The organism is Blautia intestinalis (genome assembly GCF_014297355.1).
Taxonomy (GTDB): Bacteria; Bacillota; Clostridia; order Lachnospirales; family Lachnospiraceae; genus Blautia_A; species Blautia_A intestinalis.
In genome coordinates this window covers 1-18,040 of sequence record NZ_JACOQE010000012.1, presented here as the reverse complement: position 1 = coordinate 18,040, position 18,040 = coordinate 1, and the positions used below count along the sequence as shown (strand labels likewise).

Genomic DNA, 18,040 nt, shown 5'->3' with positions numbered 1-18,040 from the left:
TTTTCAATACGAAATTTGTTGATTGTGGTATTTTATGATGATACACTTCCCATGAGGTGACAGATTATGCAGGAAAATAACAAATTTGAACAGCAGAAAAAAGAATTTCAGTCGACACTCTCGATGTTCTCACATGAGATACGCAACCCCCTCGCTCTTATCACAAGTGAGTTACAAATGTTGTCCGACCATCATCCACAACTTTGTCTGGATGAACACTGGGACAACATTATGGAAAATTTGAATTACATCCGTGAGCTTCTTGATGAAATTTCCCGGTATCAGAATGCAGGACATCTCTCTCTCGTATCAACGGATACAAGCCTGTGGCTTGATCGAATTGCCAATACCTTTCGACCTGCACTGGATTATCTGGGCATTGTACTTGAGACTGACATCCCTAAGGATCTTCCCCATCTTGAATTGGATCAGACAAAAATCCGTCAGGCTCTTTTTAATCTTCTCCGCAATGCACAGGAGGCTATTCAGCACGCACACGGCAAAATTCGAATCATCGCTTCTGCTGTTTCAGATGGAATCCAGATCACCGTCCATGACAATGGCTGTGGCATGACCGCGGAACAGCTGGAACAGATCTTTTTTCCTTTCGTAACGTACAAGCCCGGCGGCACAGGTCTCGGGCTTGCTGTCACCCGGCAGATTATCGAAGCACACCATGGGACGCTCCGCGTCGAAAGTGTACCCGGTGAAGGAACAACCTTTTATATTCTTCTGCCTCTCGGATGATACAGAAGAATGGAAATCATCATTCCACAAACCAGTCCTGCAACGTGGGCTGTATTGTCCACTCCTGTACTGGTAAATCCATAATAAAGAGAAAAAAATGCCATGACAAGAATCTGTCTCGCAGACAGATCTCCGAGCCATCCTTTGTTGCGGACCACAATATAAATCATCGCTCCCATAACAGCAAAAACTGCACCGGAAGCGCCTGCTGATACGGCAAAATCCATAGATTTCAACTCAACAAGCACTGAGATCACATTGCCGAGAAGTCCGCCCACAAGATAGATGATCAGAAATTTTATCTTGCCGATCACACGTTCAAGACGGCTTCCCAGAACAAACAGAACCAGCATATTATTCAAAAGGTGTTCGATTCCAAAATGCAGGAACATACAGGTAAACAGTCGGTAATATTCCCCGCCTTCTATGATCATCGGTGTGTAGGCTGCGCCACAGTCCAGCATATGAATCGTGTTCTGTGAACTTCCGCTGAATTCCACCGCGAGAAACACGATAATATTGATCAGGATCAGGCCGACCGTCACCGGCTCTTTTTTTATTTCTTCCATATAGATCATTACTCCAGAATTTGTTCAAATCTCACTGTCACATCCTCCGGGATATGATAGAATTTCTTGAAACGTTTTGCCCATCGCTCATTTGGCGGTATAGTCTGATAGAAATATTCCGAATACGGCAGAACAGGCAGCACAATTTCCCTCTGTTCCTGCTCTATTCCCGTCTGTATCAATTGTGCTCTGTAATCGTTTACCTGACCGATTGCCAAAAACATTCTTACATATATCACACACAGAACACAGACCGCCATTCCTGTTATCAGTATAGGATAGAACAACTCCGTCCTGTATCTGCCTGTCAGATATCTGATCAGCTTCAACAGCACCAGTGCCTGAAAAATATAAGATACGTAAAAACATCTCGCACCAATAGGATTCGCTGCCAGAAGCGGCGCCGCCACAGCTCCCGATGACAGATAGAGAATGCACATGGAAATTCCCTCTTTCCTGTCTACATTTTTCCAGATGCACAAAAGCACATTTGCAAAAAACAAAATCGCAAGCATGGTATTGATCGCATTATTCAGATTTTGATCACTGTCAAATACCCATTGTGGATAAATTTTATGAAAGACACTATATACACTGTACCCACAAAATACTATCGTCATTTCTATTGTGGCAAAAGTTTTTCGCCCACTTTTCTGAATCAAAATCAACAAGACAATAATCAAAAGTATATTTAACACCCAGTTATTTATTGATAAATGATACCAGATATTGCTAATAAACTGTCTTGCCAATCCACTGACAGTTATGTGAATTTCTTTATATCCGTCTGATCCGTCAGCAGCTCTTGAATAGGCACCGTTAGAAAACATAATCAGCGCCCCCGCTATAGAAGCCCATAAAAAATTTAATTCTATAAGCGGAATATTTTTATAACGAATCAGTGTATACACAACAATCCATACCGCATAAAAAGCCACAAACACTGTAATATTCTCAGAAAACAACTGTACAGAAATACCAAGTGGAATTACCATAATTGTTTCCCAGACAGGAATAGCAGACTGCTTCTGCTTCGTATACACCCATTCCGTCCAGTTATAATAAATCAAAAACAGAAAAACCGGTGGAACAAAATTTACAAATGCTGCCGGCCAGCCATAGCTCTGCTGAAACAACGTTGATGGAATTGAGATTAAAAGAAAAAAAGCTCCCAATAGTAAAAATGTATTTTCTTTTGTCCAGCTTTCTTCTTCGAAACGTATATTTTTATACATGACATCCAAAAGCCACACAACACCTGCTGCAAGTACCACAGCCTTTGCAAGTACGCTTCTGGTAATCAAAAGTGCCAGAAGATTTCCCAGATAACGGCCATTATAATCTTTAAAACCGTTTTTCATAAGTTCTATCCGTTCATCCAGACCCCACTGCCATTCATCATGGCAGTATGGTACCTTATATCCGATATATAAAAATACAACAAATGCCGCTATATATATCAACCAGCATACCTTACTTTTCTTTTTCATGGGTTATATTTCTCTTTCATTTTTCTTTCAGAAAGTATAGCATACCGTATTATAAAAGTCTATATAACCGCTTTTCCTTCAACCGTATTTTCAGGCGTTCTCCGTCTATTTTAAAAATATGTACCGGGCCTGTGCAAATTCCACCTGATCCTCGTCCTGCAGCTGATATTCCTCTCCTGTCTTCAGCAGTCTTCCATTTACTGAAGTTCCATTTCTCGAGTTGAGATCTGACAGATAATATTCGTCATCTGCCTTACGGATTTTTGCATGAATACGGCTGACTGTCGGGAGGGAGATCACAGCATCGGCGGCATTTTCCATCTTACCGATCACCATAAGGTCACGATCCAGATAGATTGTCGCAAGTTCTCCCGGTTCGCGGCTTACAAGACTGGCAGGGCCTTCAGTCTGTCCGGCGGACAGAACGACGGTTTCACCGTAGTTTTCTGTTTCCCCGGTCTGTTCCGGCATTTTATACTTTCCGTCTCCCCATTCCGGCATTTTTTCCTGTACTGAATCTGCTTCATACAAATCCTCTGAATTTCTCTCCTTCCTCCTTTTCTCACTGCTGCTTTCATATGTATCATCAAGTTCCCTCTTCACCTTTTTTCTCCACTCTGCACTCATCTGCTTTTTCTGCTTCTTCTTTTCGGCTGTCCAGGACAAGAATGCAGCGAGAGCCAAAAGGATGATGGCTCCTCCGAAGATAGCTTCCGCCGGGATTCCCGGAAGGTACCCCAGATAGCGAAGTATAAGAAGAATGATCAAAACTGCTGCTGTGAAAACACAAAGTAAAGCACCCGTCCATTCGTTGGAGGACTTTTGAAAATCAGACTCCTCTTTCTTTTTGTCTTTTTTCCTTTTTGAAGTTTTATTTTCCACGTCTGTCTCCAGTAAATGTGAAACATCTGCCTTTTCCTGTATTTTTTCTCCAAAATTATCCGCACCATCCAGATTGTTTTCCGGGGGCTTCTGCCCCTGTTTCTGTGCAGAGTCTTTATTGTCATTTTTCCCTATAACTTCTCTGTTCTGATAAATTGCCTCTTTTATATGTTCAAGCTGAAATCCTGTCTCCATTGCTTTCCGGTAGACTCCATAGCCCATACTCACTGCCTGAGGATCTTCATGGTCAAGTCGCGGGAGAAGGTATTCTGTCAGTTCCCGGAACTGTTCCTGTATCGGATGATGATAATCCGGAAGACAGCAGAATTTCACTTCTCGCTTCTCTATATCCAGAAAGATATACTCCGGACATAAAAGGAGCTGGTCTGTATTCATAAGAAACTCCGCCATCTCTTCCATCACACGAATGAATCCGCCAAAAAGCATGTGCAGATCTTTTCTGTGAAATTTCCGCTGTTCATAAAAAGACGCCAGTGACTGCCTGGATGTGATGTCATAATAAAACAGCAGATTCCCGTCCAGTCCCTGCAATCTGCACTTTAATATAGAGGGAATCACATTTCCCGTCAGCATTCGTACCTGATAGGATGCTGTATTTACCTTTTCTTCTTCTCGTAGGATCAAATAATTGTGACTTACATCTCTTTTATATTCTGCATACATATTTTAATCTCCTGTTATACCAATCACTTCCTTTGCAGCCTTGAGCCTGCGGATCCATTTTACCGGCCGAATGACTTTTGAGTTTCCTTCTGTTTTTAATGTCCATTTAAATCCACCAAAACCTGCAATCGTATCTGCTTCATAAGTTACACTGACTTTCTTTTTTCCTGCATTTACATGACATCGCAGATTTTCCGCCCCGAAGAATCCTACATTTCCAAGCTCCTCACCACGGATTTCTGCTGCTGCCTGCGCCTGTCCGTCCTGACGCACTGCCTCCATACTTCCACTCAATGATGCTTCGCAGGCTGCCGCCGTCAGCCATGCCCGGTTATGTACAAAAAATGACAGATAAATGACTCCCATAACTGTCAGAAGCACGATAGACATGACACATGCAGCCTCTATCGTAAAACTACCCTTGCACAGATTACTTCTATATTTCTTATGTCTTGAGTTTACAATCCTGTATCTGTAATTTTTGAGGATTCTTTTCTTCATATAACCATCCCTCCTACATATCCCAGCAATAAAAAAGGTACCAGTGGAATCTCCGTCTTTTTATTCTTTCGAAACACCAGCAACAGGATACCGGAACATGCCGCCGCAAGCAGCATTCCAATGCAGGCCGTCTGAATGTAGCTTTCCATTCGCATCATACATCCCAGCGCCATAAGAAGCCATCCGTCTCCCATACCTACCTGTCCCCGTGTCAGGATACTGCATGCAAAAATAAAAATGCCTATGGCCGCCGGAATCAGATAGTCCGTCATTGTTCTTCCGGTTTTGATACTGTATGCCACTCCTGCCAGTCCGAACAGCAATGTGACCGGTATTGAGATTTCTCTTTTTCGGATATCCAAAAAACTGCTGAAAAGCAGAAAGATCAGTGTGCCGTATTTTTCCATTTTCCTTTTCCTTCTTTCTTCTGATCATTTCATTCTTTCTGAGATTTTTATTGCTGCTTCTGTAATGTCTCCGCCGAATCTCTATCCGCATTTGCTGCATACATGCATGTCTCCGAGCTGTGATTTCTTGACCAGCCGAACGGTACGCTTCAGTCCACTGCAGGAAGCATCATTGTGATAACGGTTCCCGGAACCCGTAATATAAACAGTCCCCGAGGGGTTCTGATGTCGGCTGCAGGTCTCACATGGGCTGTATTTCTCCCCATTATCATTTCGCCTCTGTGATACACTGCTTCCGGACACCTGTGTAATAGACAGGTTCAGATAACGGCAACCCGCTTTTGTGTGATATACCGACCCACTTTCTGTCACAAAAACCATTTCTTCAGGTTCTGTGCTGTTACCGGAGCCTTTCCCACTTTCTTCTGCGCCTGTCCATGCATGGACTTTCACGGTATTGTGCATCCAGACCTTCGGAAGTGGTATCAGCGCACCGACCGGACTGTATGAATATACATCGGGCAGTGTGATTTCATCCGGGCCATTTCCGTCCGCCACATACGCATACATCCCGGCTTCCTTCGTCTTTTCACATAACGCCTGCAAATGTGTCGTCTGCAGACTGTAAATGTCCATAAAGGAAATCATTGTCACCATACCCAGAAAAAACAGCGGAAGTACAAGTGCTGTCTCTACTGACAGTCCTGCCTTTTTTATCTTTGCACATGAGGTACACAAAGATACCTTTTCAGAAAGCGTCAGGAGGATTCTGCCTATCGGGGACGACAGATACCATCTGTTCAGAGAGCGTGTCCTTTCTTTATTCTTTCTGCCTATCTTGTTTTGATTCCCATTGAGCTTTTTTTGTGCCTTCTGAAAAAGCATCTTTCTGCACCTCCTTTTAGCGGGCGGCGAGAACGCCGCCCTTCAGCCCTCAGATATAGCTGTATTGTTTTGTTACGGTATATGTTCTGCTTCTGTTTGCCCGCACATCCACAGACACCTCAATTGCTTCAATACAACAGTCCAACCGGAACTGTTCTCTGCCTTTTGTCGCACGTATCTCCGCTTCAATCATATCCATTCCCCGCTTAAGTTTCTGCGAACGTGAAGTGGATAAAAGAAGTACCTGCAGATAATCTTCATATGACATGCCGCCCTCCACATCTTTGCGCTCACTGTCCATTTCCTGCAGGAAATTCGAAAGATTTTCCAGTGACAACTGCCAGTCTGCCGGTGATTTCACAAGCGGTACTTTTCCTCCATGAAACAGTTCCCGCAGATCTACAATGCTCTCCGCAAATGACCAGCACAGTATCAGCGCAGTCTCAATCACCACTGCTGCCGGAGGAATCAGAAAACCAGATGCAACTGCCAGCGCAAGTGCCTGTATCTGTGCTCTCTTTGATGCATCGGTCATCAATGCCGATACATTGATTCCTTCGCGGATCAGAAGGAGCCGCCTTGCAACTGTCTGGAGATTTTCCCGGTCACTGGATTTTCCACCCAGAAGATATTCAATCTGATATTTAAGTCCTGCGGTGGACGGTTCCCGGTAATTTCCCAGATGTTCCATCAGATACTGCTGGTAGAGAATCTGCGAAGTCGCAGAAGACGTCTGGATATTCTCCGTTGGAAGATTGATTCCTTCCTGCAGCTGTCGGTGTGACACAAGATTCGAAAGGGAGATCTGATTCTCGGAAATACCCCGGTCAGCCGGAATAACCAGATCAAGCAGCCCCATTTTTCGAATCTGTTTTATGATCGGAATCGGATTCGTGACTGCAGGAGGTTTTGGTGCTTCCACTATCTCATTGCCGCCGGCATTTCCGCCTGATTCTTCACCACTTCCGAAGATATCTTCGGCACCTGAACCGGTTTCTGACTTCGAGGCAGCTTCGGCTTCCTGACTTTTTTGTGCTGCTGAATCCATCTCTGCATCATAATTTTCGAGGCTGTTGCCATCCTCACTCTGACGTCCGGCTTCTTCCGCCTGTCTGATCTTTTCTTCTTTTTTGTGATAACGGTCAAGAAGTAGTCCCACGCCCTGGCTTCCAAGTGTGTCTCTCATAAATGTCACTGCCTGCCGAAAAAAAATTTCTCCGCCTTCATCAGTTGCCAGACGATAGCCTGTAAATCCGCCCTGTTTCAAAGCAAGCTTCTGACTGTTCTGTTTCAGTACAGGTTTCATATAGGATTCAAGGTTATCATATACCGCAGCCAGATTTAAATCTGAGTTTCCCTGTGCTCCGTCAATGAAAAACAGGTCATATTCCTTCATAAGGAAACGGTCATACTGTCCAAACAGAGAATAGAGTCCGATATCCATACTGTTCAGAATCTGCGTTCTTGCCGCCGCAGCCTGCACCGACTGGATTCCTGTCGTAACAAGTGACAGCAGCAAGCTCAGAATCAGCGCCAGAAAAACAGTGATACTTCCTTTTTTCTCCATTGGCATACTCCTTTCCTTTTCAGATAGAATTACTCTGCTTCGTAATCTTGCTCAAAATACTTCTCACCAGATTCGTCAGCTGTTCCTTAAAAATGATTACCAGACTGATCAGCACGACCAGTATCAAAATGATTTCAACGACACCTACTGCATCTTCTTCACGCATAAACTCTCTCGCTGTCCGCATACATGCACTCATATTCTGCCTCCTTATTCTATCTGCTCTTTCCTGCTGCTCCATCATCCATAGAAAGATAAAAATGCCGGTATCATAATGATCGCCATCACCACCGCGAGCATCATGACCATCGGTACGAGCAGCTTTGTAGCCGCTGTCTCACCCAGCACTCTTGCCTTTCGCTTCCTTTCATCCCACGCTTCCAGTGCCTCTTTTTCCAGAAGATCCGCCATCCGGTGGCTGCCTTTTTGAAGATTCTGTATCAGAATCGTGGAAAAGGTCTTATACTTCATCTGACCGCACCTTTCTCCGAATCTGCGATATGCTTCCATCTCTGCAACACCACTGTCCATCTCATGACACATGATCGTGATTGCCTCATACGCATATCGTCCGGTCTTTGAACGGTTTCTCATATAATCTGCACTCATTTTCTGAAACACCTTACGTGCCGTCATGCCTGCCTGAATCAGAAGAGTAAATTTCATGATCAGCGACGGATAATCCATCAAAAGCTGTTCTGCGCGTTTTGCCATTTCTTCCTGCTGCTCTTTTGCTTTTTTCAGCATCACAACAAACGCTGCAAAAAACGCGAGCGATGCCAGAAGTGATCCTGTCTGATCACCGGACTTCTGCCAGATAAGTTTCTGACCGTCCCATTGATCCGGCAGATAATAATAATCCGGATCCTGTTTCTGCTGATTATATTCTTCAATGATTTCTCTTAATTCTTTTTGTCTCTGTTCTGTCTCATTTACTTCCTGCTCCGGTTCGACTTCTGTCTCCTCCGTCTCTTTTTCCGGAATCTCCACATCAAACTTCTGCGGTTTCTGACCATTCACAGACACCAGTAGTTCTTCCGTGTATGCACCATCCGGAGTCTTCTCCATGCGGTGTCCTTCCTGATAGACTACAACTTTGCCGTCTGTCATGGTCAGTGCCATTCCCAGAAGGTTTCCGCAGACCGCAACAAGCAGAAACAGCCGCATGCTCTGTCGGTCTGCGATTCCGTCCAATCGGATCCAGCCTGCCTTCCATACAAGCATGATTCCAAAAGTCAGCACAAAGAGTATTATATGTACCCACATATTTTATTCTGTGCGGCTCTCCCGCATTTCCTTTCTAAACTTCAATATCTACAATCCGTCTTCCAAGCCAGTAAGACAGCCCGTAAATTCCAAGGCACAGGGACATTGCCAGAATTCCGAACGGATTTCCATAGAGTACTTCAAGGAATCCCGGTGAAGTCAGCTTAAGATACAGAATGATTCCGGCCGGCATCAGACTCATGATCATCTGTTCCGCCTTTTTTGCCGCCAGTGTCGTCTCAATTTCTCTGCGCACGTCAATCTTGTCACCCAGCATCCTCGAAGAAGTCTGTATGATCCGGTTCATGTCACCACCGGTTCTTTTGGCGGTATAAAAAACTGCTGCAAAATTTTCGATATCTTCGATCCCACTTCTGTCGCCGAAACTCATTAAAAGCTCTTCCACCGGCACACTTACCTTCAGCTGTGTTTCCATATAATGAAATTCCCGCACAATATCTGTTTCCTGCGGATACAGCCGTTCCAAGTCTCTGGAACATGCCATAACTGCATTTTCTACAGAATATCCTGCCTGAACAGCAACACTCAGCGCATTTAGCGCATCTTTAAACTGATAATTCAGGTTCTTTTTCCGTTCACGGATCAGCCCTTTCTTTTTCCATTTCAGAAAAAATACCGTAACCGGCAATGCAAGAAACATCAGCCATGGATTCTGATAGAAAAGATAATCCACCGCACCACACAGCAGAAGTCCCTGCACCAGATACTTCAAAATCTCTGTCACGGAAAAACGATACTCTTCATAACTCTGCTTCATATGGTCACTCCTGCCCGTATCAGCTTTTCCCTGTTCAGAAGTTCGGCGGTCTGTACCAGTCCCTTTCCCTCCTGCCAACGATAAAGCGTACGTGTCTTTATTTCATGATTTTCAAATCCGCATATTTCTGTTATCTCAAGTACCTTACGGCTTTTGTCACGCATTCTTCCCAGATGAATAAGAATATCAACACCGGAAGCAATCTGCCTTCGAATGGCCTCAAGCGGAAGGTCCACTCCCATCAGGGTCATGGTTTCAAGTCTTGACAGCATGTCCGAAGCCGAATTGGCATGGGCAGTGCTTAAGCTTCCGTCATGTCCGGTATTCAAGGCCTTTATATGGACTCCCTATGTTCCCATCATGCAGAAATACAATATCTGTACTTAATACACAATGTATATAACGTTATTATCTTGCCATTTCACAGTTGCAAAAAGAAAAGAGAACCTTTCACAGCCCTCTTTCATATCGACTTTCTCATTCATTTATCATACTCAACAGTTTGTCAACCAATGTCTCTAAACTTTTTCCCAAAAATGGGACAAAGTCTGGTATTGCACCAAATGCCATCCCAATTATTATCATTCGACCACATTCTCTTGCAGATTCCAATGCAAATCCATAGCTCAAAACACCTGTCAGAATAAATATAATTGATAAAAAGTAAAGAAAAATATTTCCCAACATCATAGGAATTTTTAATAACCAGCAAATCAATGTCATTACTACAAGAATCAAACACAAAAACACTTTTATTATGTACTTAACCAACATTTTTAATCCCTCACTTTTTTATCTTTCCGGACAGCAAGAATCCTGCCATCCGGACTTCCATTTTTTTGCTATCCGGACTTCCACTTTTTTGCTATCCGGGCTGCAAAATTCTTGCTATCCAATACAGTTCATTATCCTTTCGTGTATATCATTTCCGTCAAAATCATCTCTTCTGCATCATGACAAATGGTATTCATCCTCCTAGTCCATTCCATGTTGTCCTGTCTTTTTAATTTCTCTGTAATTCCTTGTTTCTCCATCATCTGTTTTACTAATTGTTCTTCCCTATCCCTTGCTTCTGCATCAATCTGATTCAAATGCTCAACAAGTTTTCCTTGTAACAACAATATTTGATATTTTGCCCTTCTGTGTTCCTGTAAATAGCTTTTACGAAGCATCCCATATTTCCCATATGTTGGTTCAATATCTTTAAGTGCCAATTCCGGCAAATAATAATCACCACATAACATATAAGTAAGTCCATTTTTCTCATCGTAAATTTCGTTCTGCATAAAATATTCTCCTTTTCTTCCTATAATTGGTCGTACATCTTCAACAGTGTTCCCTTTTTCATTTGACTATATTTCACTTGTAATTCTTCATATTTTTTCTGTAGATTCTCATATTCGTTTTTCGGAACACTATCGGATAATTTCTGTTCTAAACTCTTAATCCGTGCTTCCTGTGCTTTTGCAATAGCATCGCTTTTAGGATTTCGCAATATCATTCCCTGTTGTTTTTCCTTCAATTCCATCATGACCTGTTTCACATTCGGATTATTATAGAAAAAACCTCTGGAAAGTCCTGTTAATTTTGTAAGTTCAGCAACTGAAATTTTTATATTTTTTCTATACATTGTTTCAATAGCTGTTATTGCTGTTTCCGTCATTTCCGCACTTTTTTCTTTTGCCAGTGCTACCATTTTATCGTGTTTCTGCATTTTCCTTTTCCCTCCTGTATTGTGCTAATAATTCATTCATTTCATCTCGTACAGCCTTTGTATCCTCCGCTAATGCTTCGTTTCTTAACCGCCGATAATGTGGTATGGTTCGTGTATCCTTATGCCCCAACAGCCTTGCAATGCTATCATCATCTAATTTCATTTCTGTAAGTTTTACTCCAAAAGTGTGTCTAAAACGATGTGTACGAAACTCAAAATAATTTCCATTATCATCCCTGATATCATTTTCATAAATCATGATATTTACATGATATTTCAGCATTGAATCTGTATATAATTTCCCATTATCTTGCAAAAAAATATATTCTGAATCTGGATGGTCCTTTTCTGAAACTTCTATTGCTTTTCTAATCACTTCTGCCAGCTGATCGCTGACTGGTCTTTTGTATTTCCTTGTTTTATGCTGGAGAATAGTTATAAAATAATGCCCAGATTTCTCAGATAAGCAATCCCTTCGCAAAGTCAACGTATCCTCTATTCTTGTACCGAGCATCTGATGTATTATTAGACATCTTCCTAACTGGGGCTTTAATTTTGTTAATGCACTATTAAATCTCCTGATTTCTGCATCTGAATACGCTTCTGGCAAAGCGTTGTCATATGCTCTGCAATCACTGGACAGAAAAAGATTGCATAAATTTTCTATTTCCAGTTCCCGCCCAATTTCATCCAGCAGATTATCCAAAACCGACAGTTCTGTTGTGTAACTGACTGATGTAAGACCGGTATCCGTTTTTATATAAACCAGATAATCTTCTATCATATCCCTGCTAATTTCTGTAAAATGCTTTACTTCTGGAAACCGATCATACATAAATCTAGCAAACCGACGGAATCCACACAATTCGCCTTTTATACTACCCATTGCTTTTGTCTGGCAGTGGCTATACAATATTCTCTTTATTATCTCTTTAAATTCTCTCTGCCTAATCTCACGAAAATCTAATCTATATCTTCCACGAATCGGATTACTCCTTGGCACAATATCCAGCTTTCTCATATCCCATACATCTTTTTCATTTTCTGGAATATCTGCTGTTTTACACTTCACAACATACTCATAATACATTTTCAGAAAAGAAACCTGAGCGCTATTTTGTTGCTCAACATTCCGCCTATCCGGTCTATTTCTTCTAACGTACAGCGCCAATCCTTTTTTATATAAAAATGCTTTATAGCTTCTCTCCAGTTCTTCCCATTTTTTATCAGTAATGCTGCTACAGCTTGTACACTTCTCATTCAGAAATTCTTTCAACAGATCAAATCTGTAAATATCATTTACGGCTGTTGATAATGATAAACGTCTACATCTATCATCGATATACCCATAAATCTCATCCTGTATCTTTTCATTACGAATCTCTGATATGTAGTACACCCTGTTTTCCTTCCATTTCAGCCCAGCCAACTGTTTTTCTGTAGCTTGTTGATAACAGTCATAAGAAATCAAATTAATATTACCTTTCATCATCTTCTACTCCTTTCAATTTAAATGACTGATTTCTTGAAAAATATTTATCTTCAGCCGATACAATACGTTCCGGCATGAAATCAATGTACTGTTTTGTCATATTCTCACTTGAATGTCCCAGATAATCTCGTACCCCTTGTATAGAAACTCCATTTCCGTACATTGAAGTTGCAAGGTTATGTCTGTAATCGTGTGCTCTAAAGATATAATCTCCACAGGCAATCCCACGAGCCTTACACTCCCGAATCATCTGATTTGAAAATGTCTGTCCATTAAATGCACCACCTTTTTTATTTTTGAATAAATACTCCCCATTTTTTATTCCGTACTTTTTTTCATAATCGTTCACCAGTCCAACCAATAAACTCGGAACAGGAATGACTTTTTCCCTCCGCATTTTGCTTTGATATATGCGCATCCAATTCTCATTGCCTTGTGAATAAAAGGCTCCCGATTTTATTGTACAAACCTCGCTTTTCCTAATTCCTGTGCAAAACAAAATCAAATACATCAACTGTAAATGCTCTGGGAATGCCGGCAACTCCTTAATCAGATGAGCAATTGTTTTTTCTGGAACACTTCTTTCGTTGTGTTCTGGAAAACCTTTTTTTAAAAATCGTTCCGGATAAAACTTCAACACTTCAATATTTTTCATTTTCAAAAACTGTAGAAATGTATGTATATGAGTTATATATCGGTTAAACGTGGAATATTTAATATCGGACACATCCAAAATAGATACATAATCCGCTATATCTTGTATCTCCAGTTCAGTTACTTTCTTACTCTGTCCATCCAGATATTTTAAAAATTGTGAAATAAAACTTATTGTATTTCGGATATTTGATAAAGACAGATCAGATATCCCAACTAAATATTTTGCGTATAATTGTAAATACCAACGATTTTCTTTTTCGTAAATATTAATAAATGAAAGACTTTTAACAGGTGAACTGGCATTGATTCTTGATTTATCAAACTGAAACCTATCCATATACCAGATACATGCTTGCCAATTTATCTCTGAATCTGTTAGAAATAACGTTCTTCTCGCAAACTCAACAATCTTAGAAGCCTGTTTTTTTATAATTTCTGACTCCTTGTTTAAATACAGATAAAATCTGTTTTCATCTGCCTGTTCCATTTCTTCAATATCATCTATTCCGTACTTATCGCAAAACCGTACAAGTGCTTTTAATGGTTCTAAAAAATATCTTCGATGTCTTTGTACCTTATCCATATTCAGAATTTCACACAGCAATATTTTTGTCTGTCGCACCAACTGTGATGAATGTATCCTCGTTAAGTCCCATAACAAATCATTCTTATCGACCACCTGACGGAAAGATTGTGCTTTCTTCTTATTGGGGACATACAGCAAAAACAATTTGTCTTGCTTAAAAAACTCCTGTTCTACAGAGAAGGGCTTTCCTTGTGAATAGACATCCGGCATATTTTCTATTTTTAAACGATCAAATAAGCTCAGTAATTCCGCTTTATATTTTTCTGAAATATCCTCTTTTTCAAGAGAATCCATATACATTTTTCTCGTTTCATAGTTAATATCTGCAGTACACTGTATATCTGTATACTGAAAAAATTTGTATAACCGGTTATAGTATTTTGCTTCTCCAGTCGTAACTAAAGATATTTCTTCCTTTAATTTTTCAGATATTTTTTCCTGATATAACTTCGGAACAATTTTTAATACTGCCAAGGTAATCCCTCCTTCCTTTTACAGAAAATCTGCAATTTGGTATAAATCTTCATTATTTAAGTAGTATTGATCTGTCGCTTCTATCAATCGTTCATTATTTTCACCCAAGTATTTAATGGTAGTTTCAACTTTCTTATGCCCCAAGGCAAAACGAATGTCATTCAAATCCCATCCTTCTTTTCTTCTTTCCTCCGCAAAATAGTGTCGGAGCTGATGCGGATGGGAATTGATATCCGTTTTTTTGGATAGCCTTTTCAACATGCTATACACAGAATCCGCATCTAATGGCTCTCCTTTGTTTTTTCCAGTTAATTTTGTAAATAGATACTCCGAGTTCATCAGACTTTTTCGATTATCAGAAATGTACTTAACCAAGAACTCAAAAGTTGTATTACTTAACAAAGCCATTCTATATTCTGCATTTTTTGCTCTTGCCAAGTTGGTATTAGATTCACGATACCTTACCCAAACCGTCCTTCTTTCAAAATCAATATCTTCGGTATAATGGATTCCTAGAATTTCCCCTAATCTAAGACCGGTTTCTGCCATCATTGCTATCAGCAATAGATCTCTATCATTCGTACAGGCATTTATCAGCTCCTGTATTTCTTCGGATGTTATTTCTTCCAGATTAGATTCTTCTTCTTTGAAGAAACCTTTAAACGAATTCACTGCATTTTGATGATTTACTCCCATACTGTCAAAATATGATACTTTTTTTACTCGTAAGACTTTAAGCATTGGCAAGACATCTTCCAGTGCCAAAAACTGGTAGTATCTGAAGACTGCACCAAGATACATATTGCAGGTCTTATTGCTCGTCTGTGTTTTATGCTCAGTATGCTTTCCACTCTTAACCCAATACAAGAAATCAATAAAATGTTTATTCTGCTCTGAATAGGATAGCAATGTAATCTCATCCAATCCTATCGTTTGCTCCTGCAGATAATTGTAATAATATGAAAGTGCGAAGGCTGCGGATTTTACAGTATTCGGAGAAGCATTAATCTGATCCAGATGCTTCAAATACTTTGATGGAAGGATTTCAATTTCTTCAATATCAGAAATAATCAAAAAACGTGGTCTATTATCTTTCAAAACCGAAACAACCCTATATTTCAATCCACAGCCCTCCTTCCTTTCTTTTCGATTTGTTTGACTTCTTTGACTTCTTGATTTACATTATACACAAAGATATCAAAATGTCAATTACGTTTTTGACTTCTTTGACTTTTAAAGGAATATCAATAAAGCATTTTTTGATTTCTTTATGTTTTAAATTGATTTTTAGGGATATAATTGATAAGATAAACTACAAGAAGTCAATTTATACAAAGTCAAAGAAGTCAAGAGGAGATTTGAATGAACGAATTTATATCAAATTCAGGCACACTAATAAATCCTGACAGCGTTTACGATCAGGAAAGATTCATCAATATACTTCAAATCATTTTACAGAAAAAAACACAAAAAGAATTATCTGAACAAACAGGCTTAAATAATGCAACCATTTCACGAATGCTCAACGGTGCCCGATCTGGAAGACCATATAAAAGCACTATTGATAAAATTGCAAAAGCCATTGATGATCCAGAACTTATCCAAGAATTATATGATGCAACGGGATATTCTTCTAAGAAAATACGGGAACGGAAAAAGATAATTGCAGACAATGGATTTTCTCTGGATCTCTCTACTGTTCAGGTGCATGAAAAATTTTTTTCTACCTTAATGCGTGGACTTTCCATGATGACAAGTCTGCATAAAGTTGAATGGACAATAAAATCCGGAACACCCAGATCATACGATTATTTAATTGAATTAAAAGAGGGAAATATAGATTATTGGTATATTAGATATGTAGATAGAATTACTTCTGATGAAGAAAGAAAAAAAGCCTTAACTGCCATTTATGGAGAATTTGCAAAATTGAAATTGGGCGGAAAAATCAAAGTTTCTTGCGCCACTCCTTCTTACGAAGATTATGATTATTTTGTTACAATTCCACCATACCAATTAAATACAAATGCTTCAATTATATATTTTGATTCTGAACTCGAAAGATTTGCAGACGAAACCTTTTTAGAGACAGCTTTACCACTTAAAGAAAATATTCCTGTTAAGGATTTTTGTAATCTTACCGAATCACTGATACTATAACTTTTTGATTTTATCACAGAGAGAGTTGCTTATGGCTCTCTCTTTTTTTAACGCTTCCTCCTCCCATATTCTAACTCATTATGGCAAATCATTTTCTAAAGCAAGTATCGCCTAGAGTAACTCAAAATCCCATTTCTGGATTATAATTCTCTGACGAACTTAATGGAGATTACGATTCCCCATACCCTCAATATCACAAAATATCAAATTTTGCTATTAGCTCATAATAAATTTTCGCAGCTATCTGTTTTTGCACTCATAGTTACCAAAAGCTTTTTATAACCATCTGCTTCTACCAGTAACAAAATGTCAATAGTTTTTTAATCACTTTTTCAAAAAAGGCAAAAAAATAGAACGTATAGATTATTTCCATACGCTCTATCTCACATTTCATATTAAATTTTTGAATTCTACAAACTGGAAGTTATAGTGCAATCTTTTTCCATTTTCTAATCTTGGTTCTAAAGGTTCCGAACGGAGCAACTGTATTAACATGTATGAATTTGTATACTTCCCAGACAGCTGTTTTAGTTGCTTCGTCAGCCCATTTTCTCATATGTGGTTTAAATAATTCTTCATCACTCAGAGAATCAATCATTGCATAAATAGAGTTGATATTCTCATTCAATCTGTCTTTCAATTCTTGCAGTGACAGCTGAGCATATGTATCTGTGAACCATTGATATAATTCGCCAAGCTGATTCCACTTAAAATTATCCGAAGGAGTTTTGACAGGAATACCCTTTCTTTCGTCTGATTCCCATTTAATAACAAGAGTTGTCCAGCCAACCTGATAAGCAAGATTTTCTGCCGGAGTTCGATCGACCTCATCAATTCTCTTATCTTTTAAATGCTCCGGAATATCATTAAATTCTGAAATATACTTTGCAAAGCTTTTATTTATCTCGTTTTTAAGCTCGTCTTTATTCTCATATGTTCTCAATAGTCTATCTCCTCAGTTTCCGATTTTCCAGTTTCAAAAAAAAGGATTTTTCAAATTAGTCTTTGCAAATAACCTTTGAACCTTCACCATCAATTACAATTCCCTGATGGTTGTTAATAGGGCATAGATTCAAATCCGAAAACTCAGTCATTATTTTCTCGGTAACTTTCTTAAATGGTGCTGTAAGATAATGCGGAAGAACATAGAAATCAATCAAATCAAGCCCTGCATCATCTTC

20 protein-coding genes and 1 pseudogene are annotated in these 18,040 nt (G+C 39.8%); 2 read left to right on the top strand and 19 right to left on the bottom strand.

What is annotated here, in order from left to right:
• The first annotated feature begins 66 nt into the window (after positions 1–66).
• Complete coding sequence (locus tag H8Z79_RS14160) at positions 67–747, top strand: two-component system sensor histidine kinase NtrB (protein WP_118041036.1); 681 nt, start codon at positions 67–69, stop codon at positions 745–747.
• Here H8Z79_RS14160 and H8Z79_RS14155 read toward each other — a convergent pair.
• The 17 genes and pseudogenes from H8Z79_RS14155 to H8Z79_RS14075 form a co-directional block, all read right to left on the bottom strand.
• A complete protein-coding gene (locus H8Z79_RS14155) occupies positions 723–1,325 on the bottom strand; it encodes a rhomboid family intramembrane serine protease (protein ID WP_182279262.1) in 603 nt (200 codons plus the stop codon). The two genes, H8Z79_RS14160 and H8Z79_RS14155, sit on opposite strands and share 25 nt — an antisense overlap.
• Positions 1,325–2,806 carry a DUF6056 family protein gene (locus H8Z79_RS14150; RefSeq protein ID WP_118041034.1) on the bottom strand — a complete coding sequence of 494 codons (1,482 nt, stop codon included), beginning with the start codon at positions 2,804–2,806 and terminating at the stop codon, positions 1,325–1,327. The genes H8Z79_RS14155 and H8Z79_RS14150 overlap by 1 nt, the downstream gene beginning before the upstream one ends.
• A 105-nt stretch (positions 2,807–2,911) precedes the next feature.
• Entirely contained in the window at positions 2,912–4,372 is a 1,461-nt protein-coding gene (locus tag H8Z79_RS14145) for a DUF6382 domain-containing protein (RefSeq protein ID WP_118041032.1), read from the bottom strand.
• A 3-nt stretch (positions 4,373–4,375) separates the two neighbouring features.
• Positions 4,376–4,873 carry a TadE family protein gene (locus H8Z79_RS14140; protein WP_118041030.1) on the bottom strand — a complete coding sequence of 166 codons (498 nt, stop codon included), beginning with the start codon at positions 4,871–4,873 and terminating at the stop codon, positions 4,376–4,378.
• Positions 4,870–5,280, bottom strand: a complete 411-nt coding sequence (locus H8Z79_RS14135; RefSeq protein WP_015540765.1) for a prepilin peptidase — start codon at positions 5,278–5,280, stop codon at positions 4,870–4,872. The genes H8Z79_RS14140 and H8Z79_RS14135 overlap by 4 nt, the downstream gene beginning before the upstream one ends.
• Positions 5,281–5,361: 81 nt before the next feature.
• A complete protein-coding gene (locus H8Z79_RS14130; RefSeq protein ID WP_118041028.1) occupies positions 5,362–6,165 on the bottom strand; it encodes a hypothetical protein in 804 nt (267 codons plus the stop codon).
• Positions 6,166–6,214: 49 nt separating this feature from the next.
• On the bottom strand, positions 6,215–7,732 hold the full coding sequence (locus tag H8Z79_RS14125) for a DUF5702 domain-containing protein (protein ID WP_118041026.1): 1,518 nt from the start codon (positions 7,730–7,732) through the stop codon (positions 6,215–6,217).
• A 19-nt stretch (positions 7,733–7,751) separates the two neighbouring features.
• Complete coding sequence (locus H8Z79_RS14120) at positions 7,752–7,931, bottom strand: Flp1 family type IVb pilin (RefSeq protein ID WP_015540762.1); 180 nt, start codon at positions 7,929–7,931, stop codon at positions 7,752–7,754.
• A 41-nt stretch (positions 7,932–7,972) separates the two neighbouring features.
• On the bottom strand, positions 7,973–8,998 hold the full coding sequence (locus H8Z79_RS14115) for a type II secretion system F family protein (protein ID WP_118041024.1): 1,026 nt from the start codon (positions 8,996–8,998) through the stop codon (positions 7,973–7,975).
• 34 nt (positions 8,999–9,032) lie between these two features.
• Entirely contained in the window at positions 9,033–9,776 is a 744-nt protein-coding gene (locus H8Z79_RS14110; protein ID WP_118041022.1) for a type II secretion system F family protein, read from the bottom strand.
• A pseudogene (locus tag H8Z79_RS14105) lies at positions 9,773–10,114 on the bottom strand (ATPase, T2SS/T4P/T4SS family); the annotation flags it as partial. The pseudogene H8Z79_RS14105 and the gene H8Z79_RS14110, both read right to left, overlap by 4 nt.
• Positions 10,115–10,253: 139 nt before the next feature.
• Positions 10,254–10,550 carry a hypothetical protein gene (locus H8Z79_RS14100; protein WP_117698104.1) on the bottom strand — a complete coding sequence of 99 codons (297 nt, stop codon included), beginning with the start codon at positions 10,548–10,550 and terminating at the stop codon, positions 10,254–10,256.
• Positions 10,551–10,681: 131 nt separating this feature from the next.
• Positions 10,682–11,062, bottom strand: coding sequence for a TnpV protein (locus tag H8Z79_RS14095; protein WP_117592879.1), 381 nt, complete (start codon positions 11,060–11,062; stop codon positions 10,682–10,684).
• Positions 11,063–11,082: 20 nt separating this feature from the next.
• On the bottom strand, positions 11,083–11,490 hold the full coding sequence (locus H8Z79_RS14090) for a DUF6262 family protein (RefSeq protein WP_117592877.1): 408 nt from the start codon (positions 11,488–11,490) through the stop codon (positions 11,083–11,085).
• Positions 11,474–12,982 carry a tyrosine-type recombinase/integrase gene (locus tag H8Z79_RS14085; RefSeq protein WP_225877012.1) on the bottom strand — a complete coding sequence of 503 codons (1,509 nt, stop codon included), beginning with the start codon at positions 12,980–12,982 and terminating at the stop codon, positions 11,474–11,476. Before H8Z79_RS14085 ends, H8Z79_RS14090 begins: the two co-directional genes overlap by 17 nt.
• Positions 12,969–14,699: a tyrosine-type recombinase/integrase gene (locus tag H8Z79_RS14080; RefSeq protein WP_118213164.1), complete on the bottom strand. Its 1,731-nt coding sequence runs from the start codon at positions 14,697–14,699 to the stop codon at positions 12,969–12,971. The genes H8Z79_RS14085 and H8Z79_RS14080 overlap by 14 nt, the downstream gene beginning before the upstream one ends.
• An 18-nt stretch (positions 14,700–14,717) precedes the next feature.
• Complete coding sequence (locus H8Z79_RS14075) at positions 14,718–15,821, bottom strand: tyrosine-type recombinase/integrase (RefSeq protein ID WP_117699384.1); 1,104 nt, start codon at positions 15,819–15,821, stop codon at positions 14,718–14,720.
• Between the two features lie 240 nt (positions 15,822–16,061).
• Between H8Z79_RS14075 and H8Z79_RS14070 the strand changes: the two genes are divergently transcribed.
• Positions 16,062–16,859, top strand: coding sequence for a helix-turn-helix domain-containing protein (locus tag H8Z79_RS14070; RefSeq protein ID WP_055219104.1), 798 nt, complete (start codon positions 16,062–16,064; stop codon positions 16,857–16,859).
• A gap of 424 nt (positions 16,860–17,283) precedes the next feature.
• Here H8Z79_RS14070 and H8Z79_RS14065 read toward each other — a convergent pair whose 3' ends face one another.
• Both H8Z79_RS14065 and H8Z79_RS14060 read right to left on the bottom strand, forming a co-directional pair.
• A complete protein-coding gene (locus tag H8Z79_RS14065) occupies positions 17,284–17,802 on the bottom strand; it encodes a ClbS/DfsB family four-helix bundle protein (protein WP_033126079.1) in 519 nt (172 codons plus the stop codon).
• Between the two features lie 55 nt (positions 17,803–17,857).
• The coding region (locus H8Z79_RS14060) for a Type 1 glutamine amidotransferase-like domain-containing protein (RefSeq protein ID WP_187002909.1) at positions 17,858–18,040 on the bottom strand (183 nt) is incomplete at its 5' end.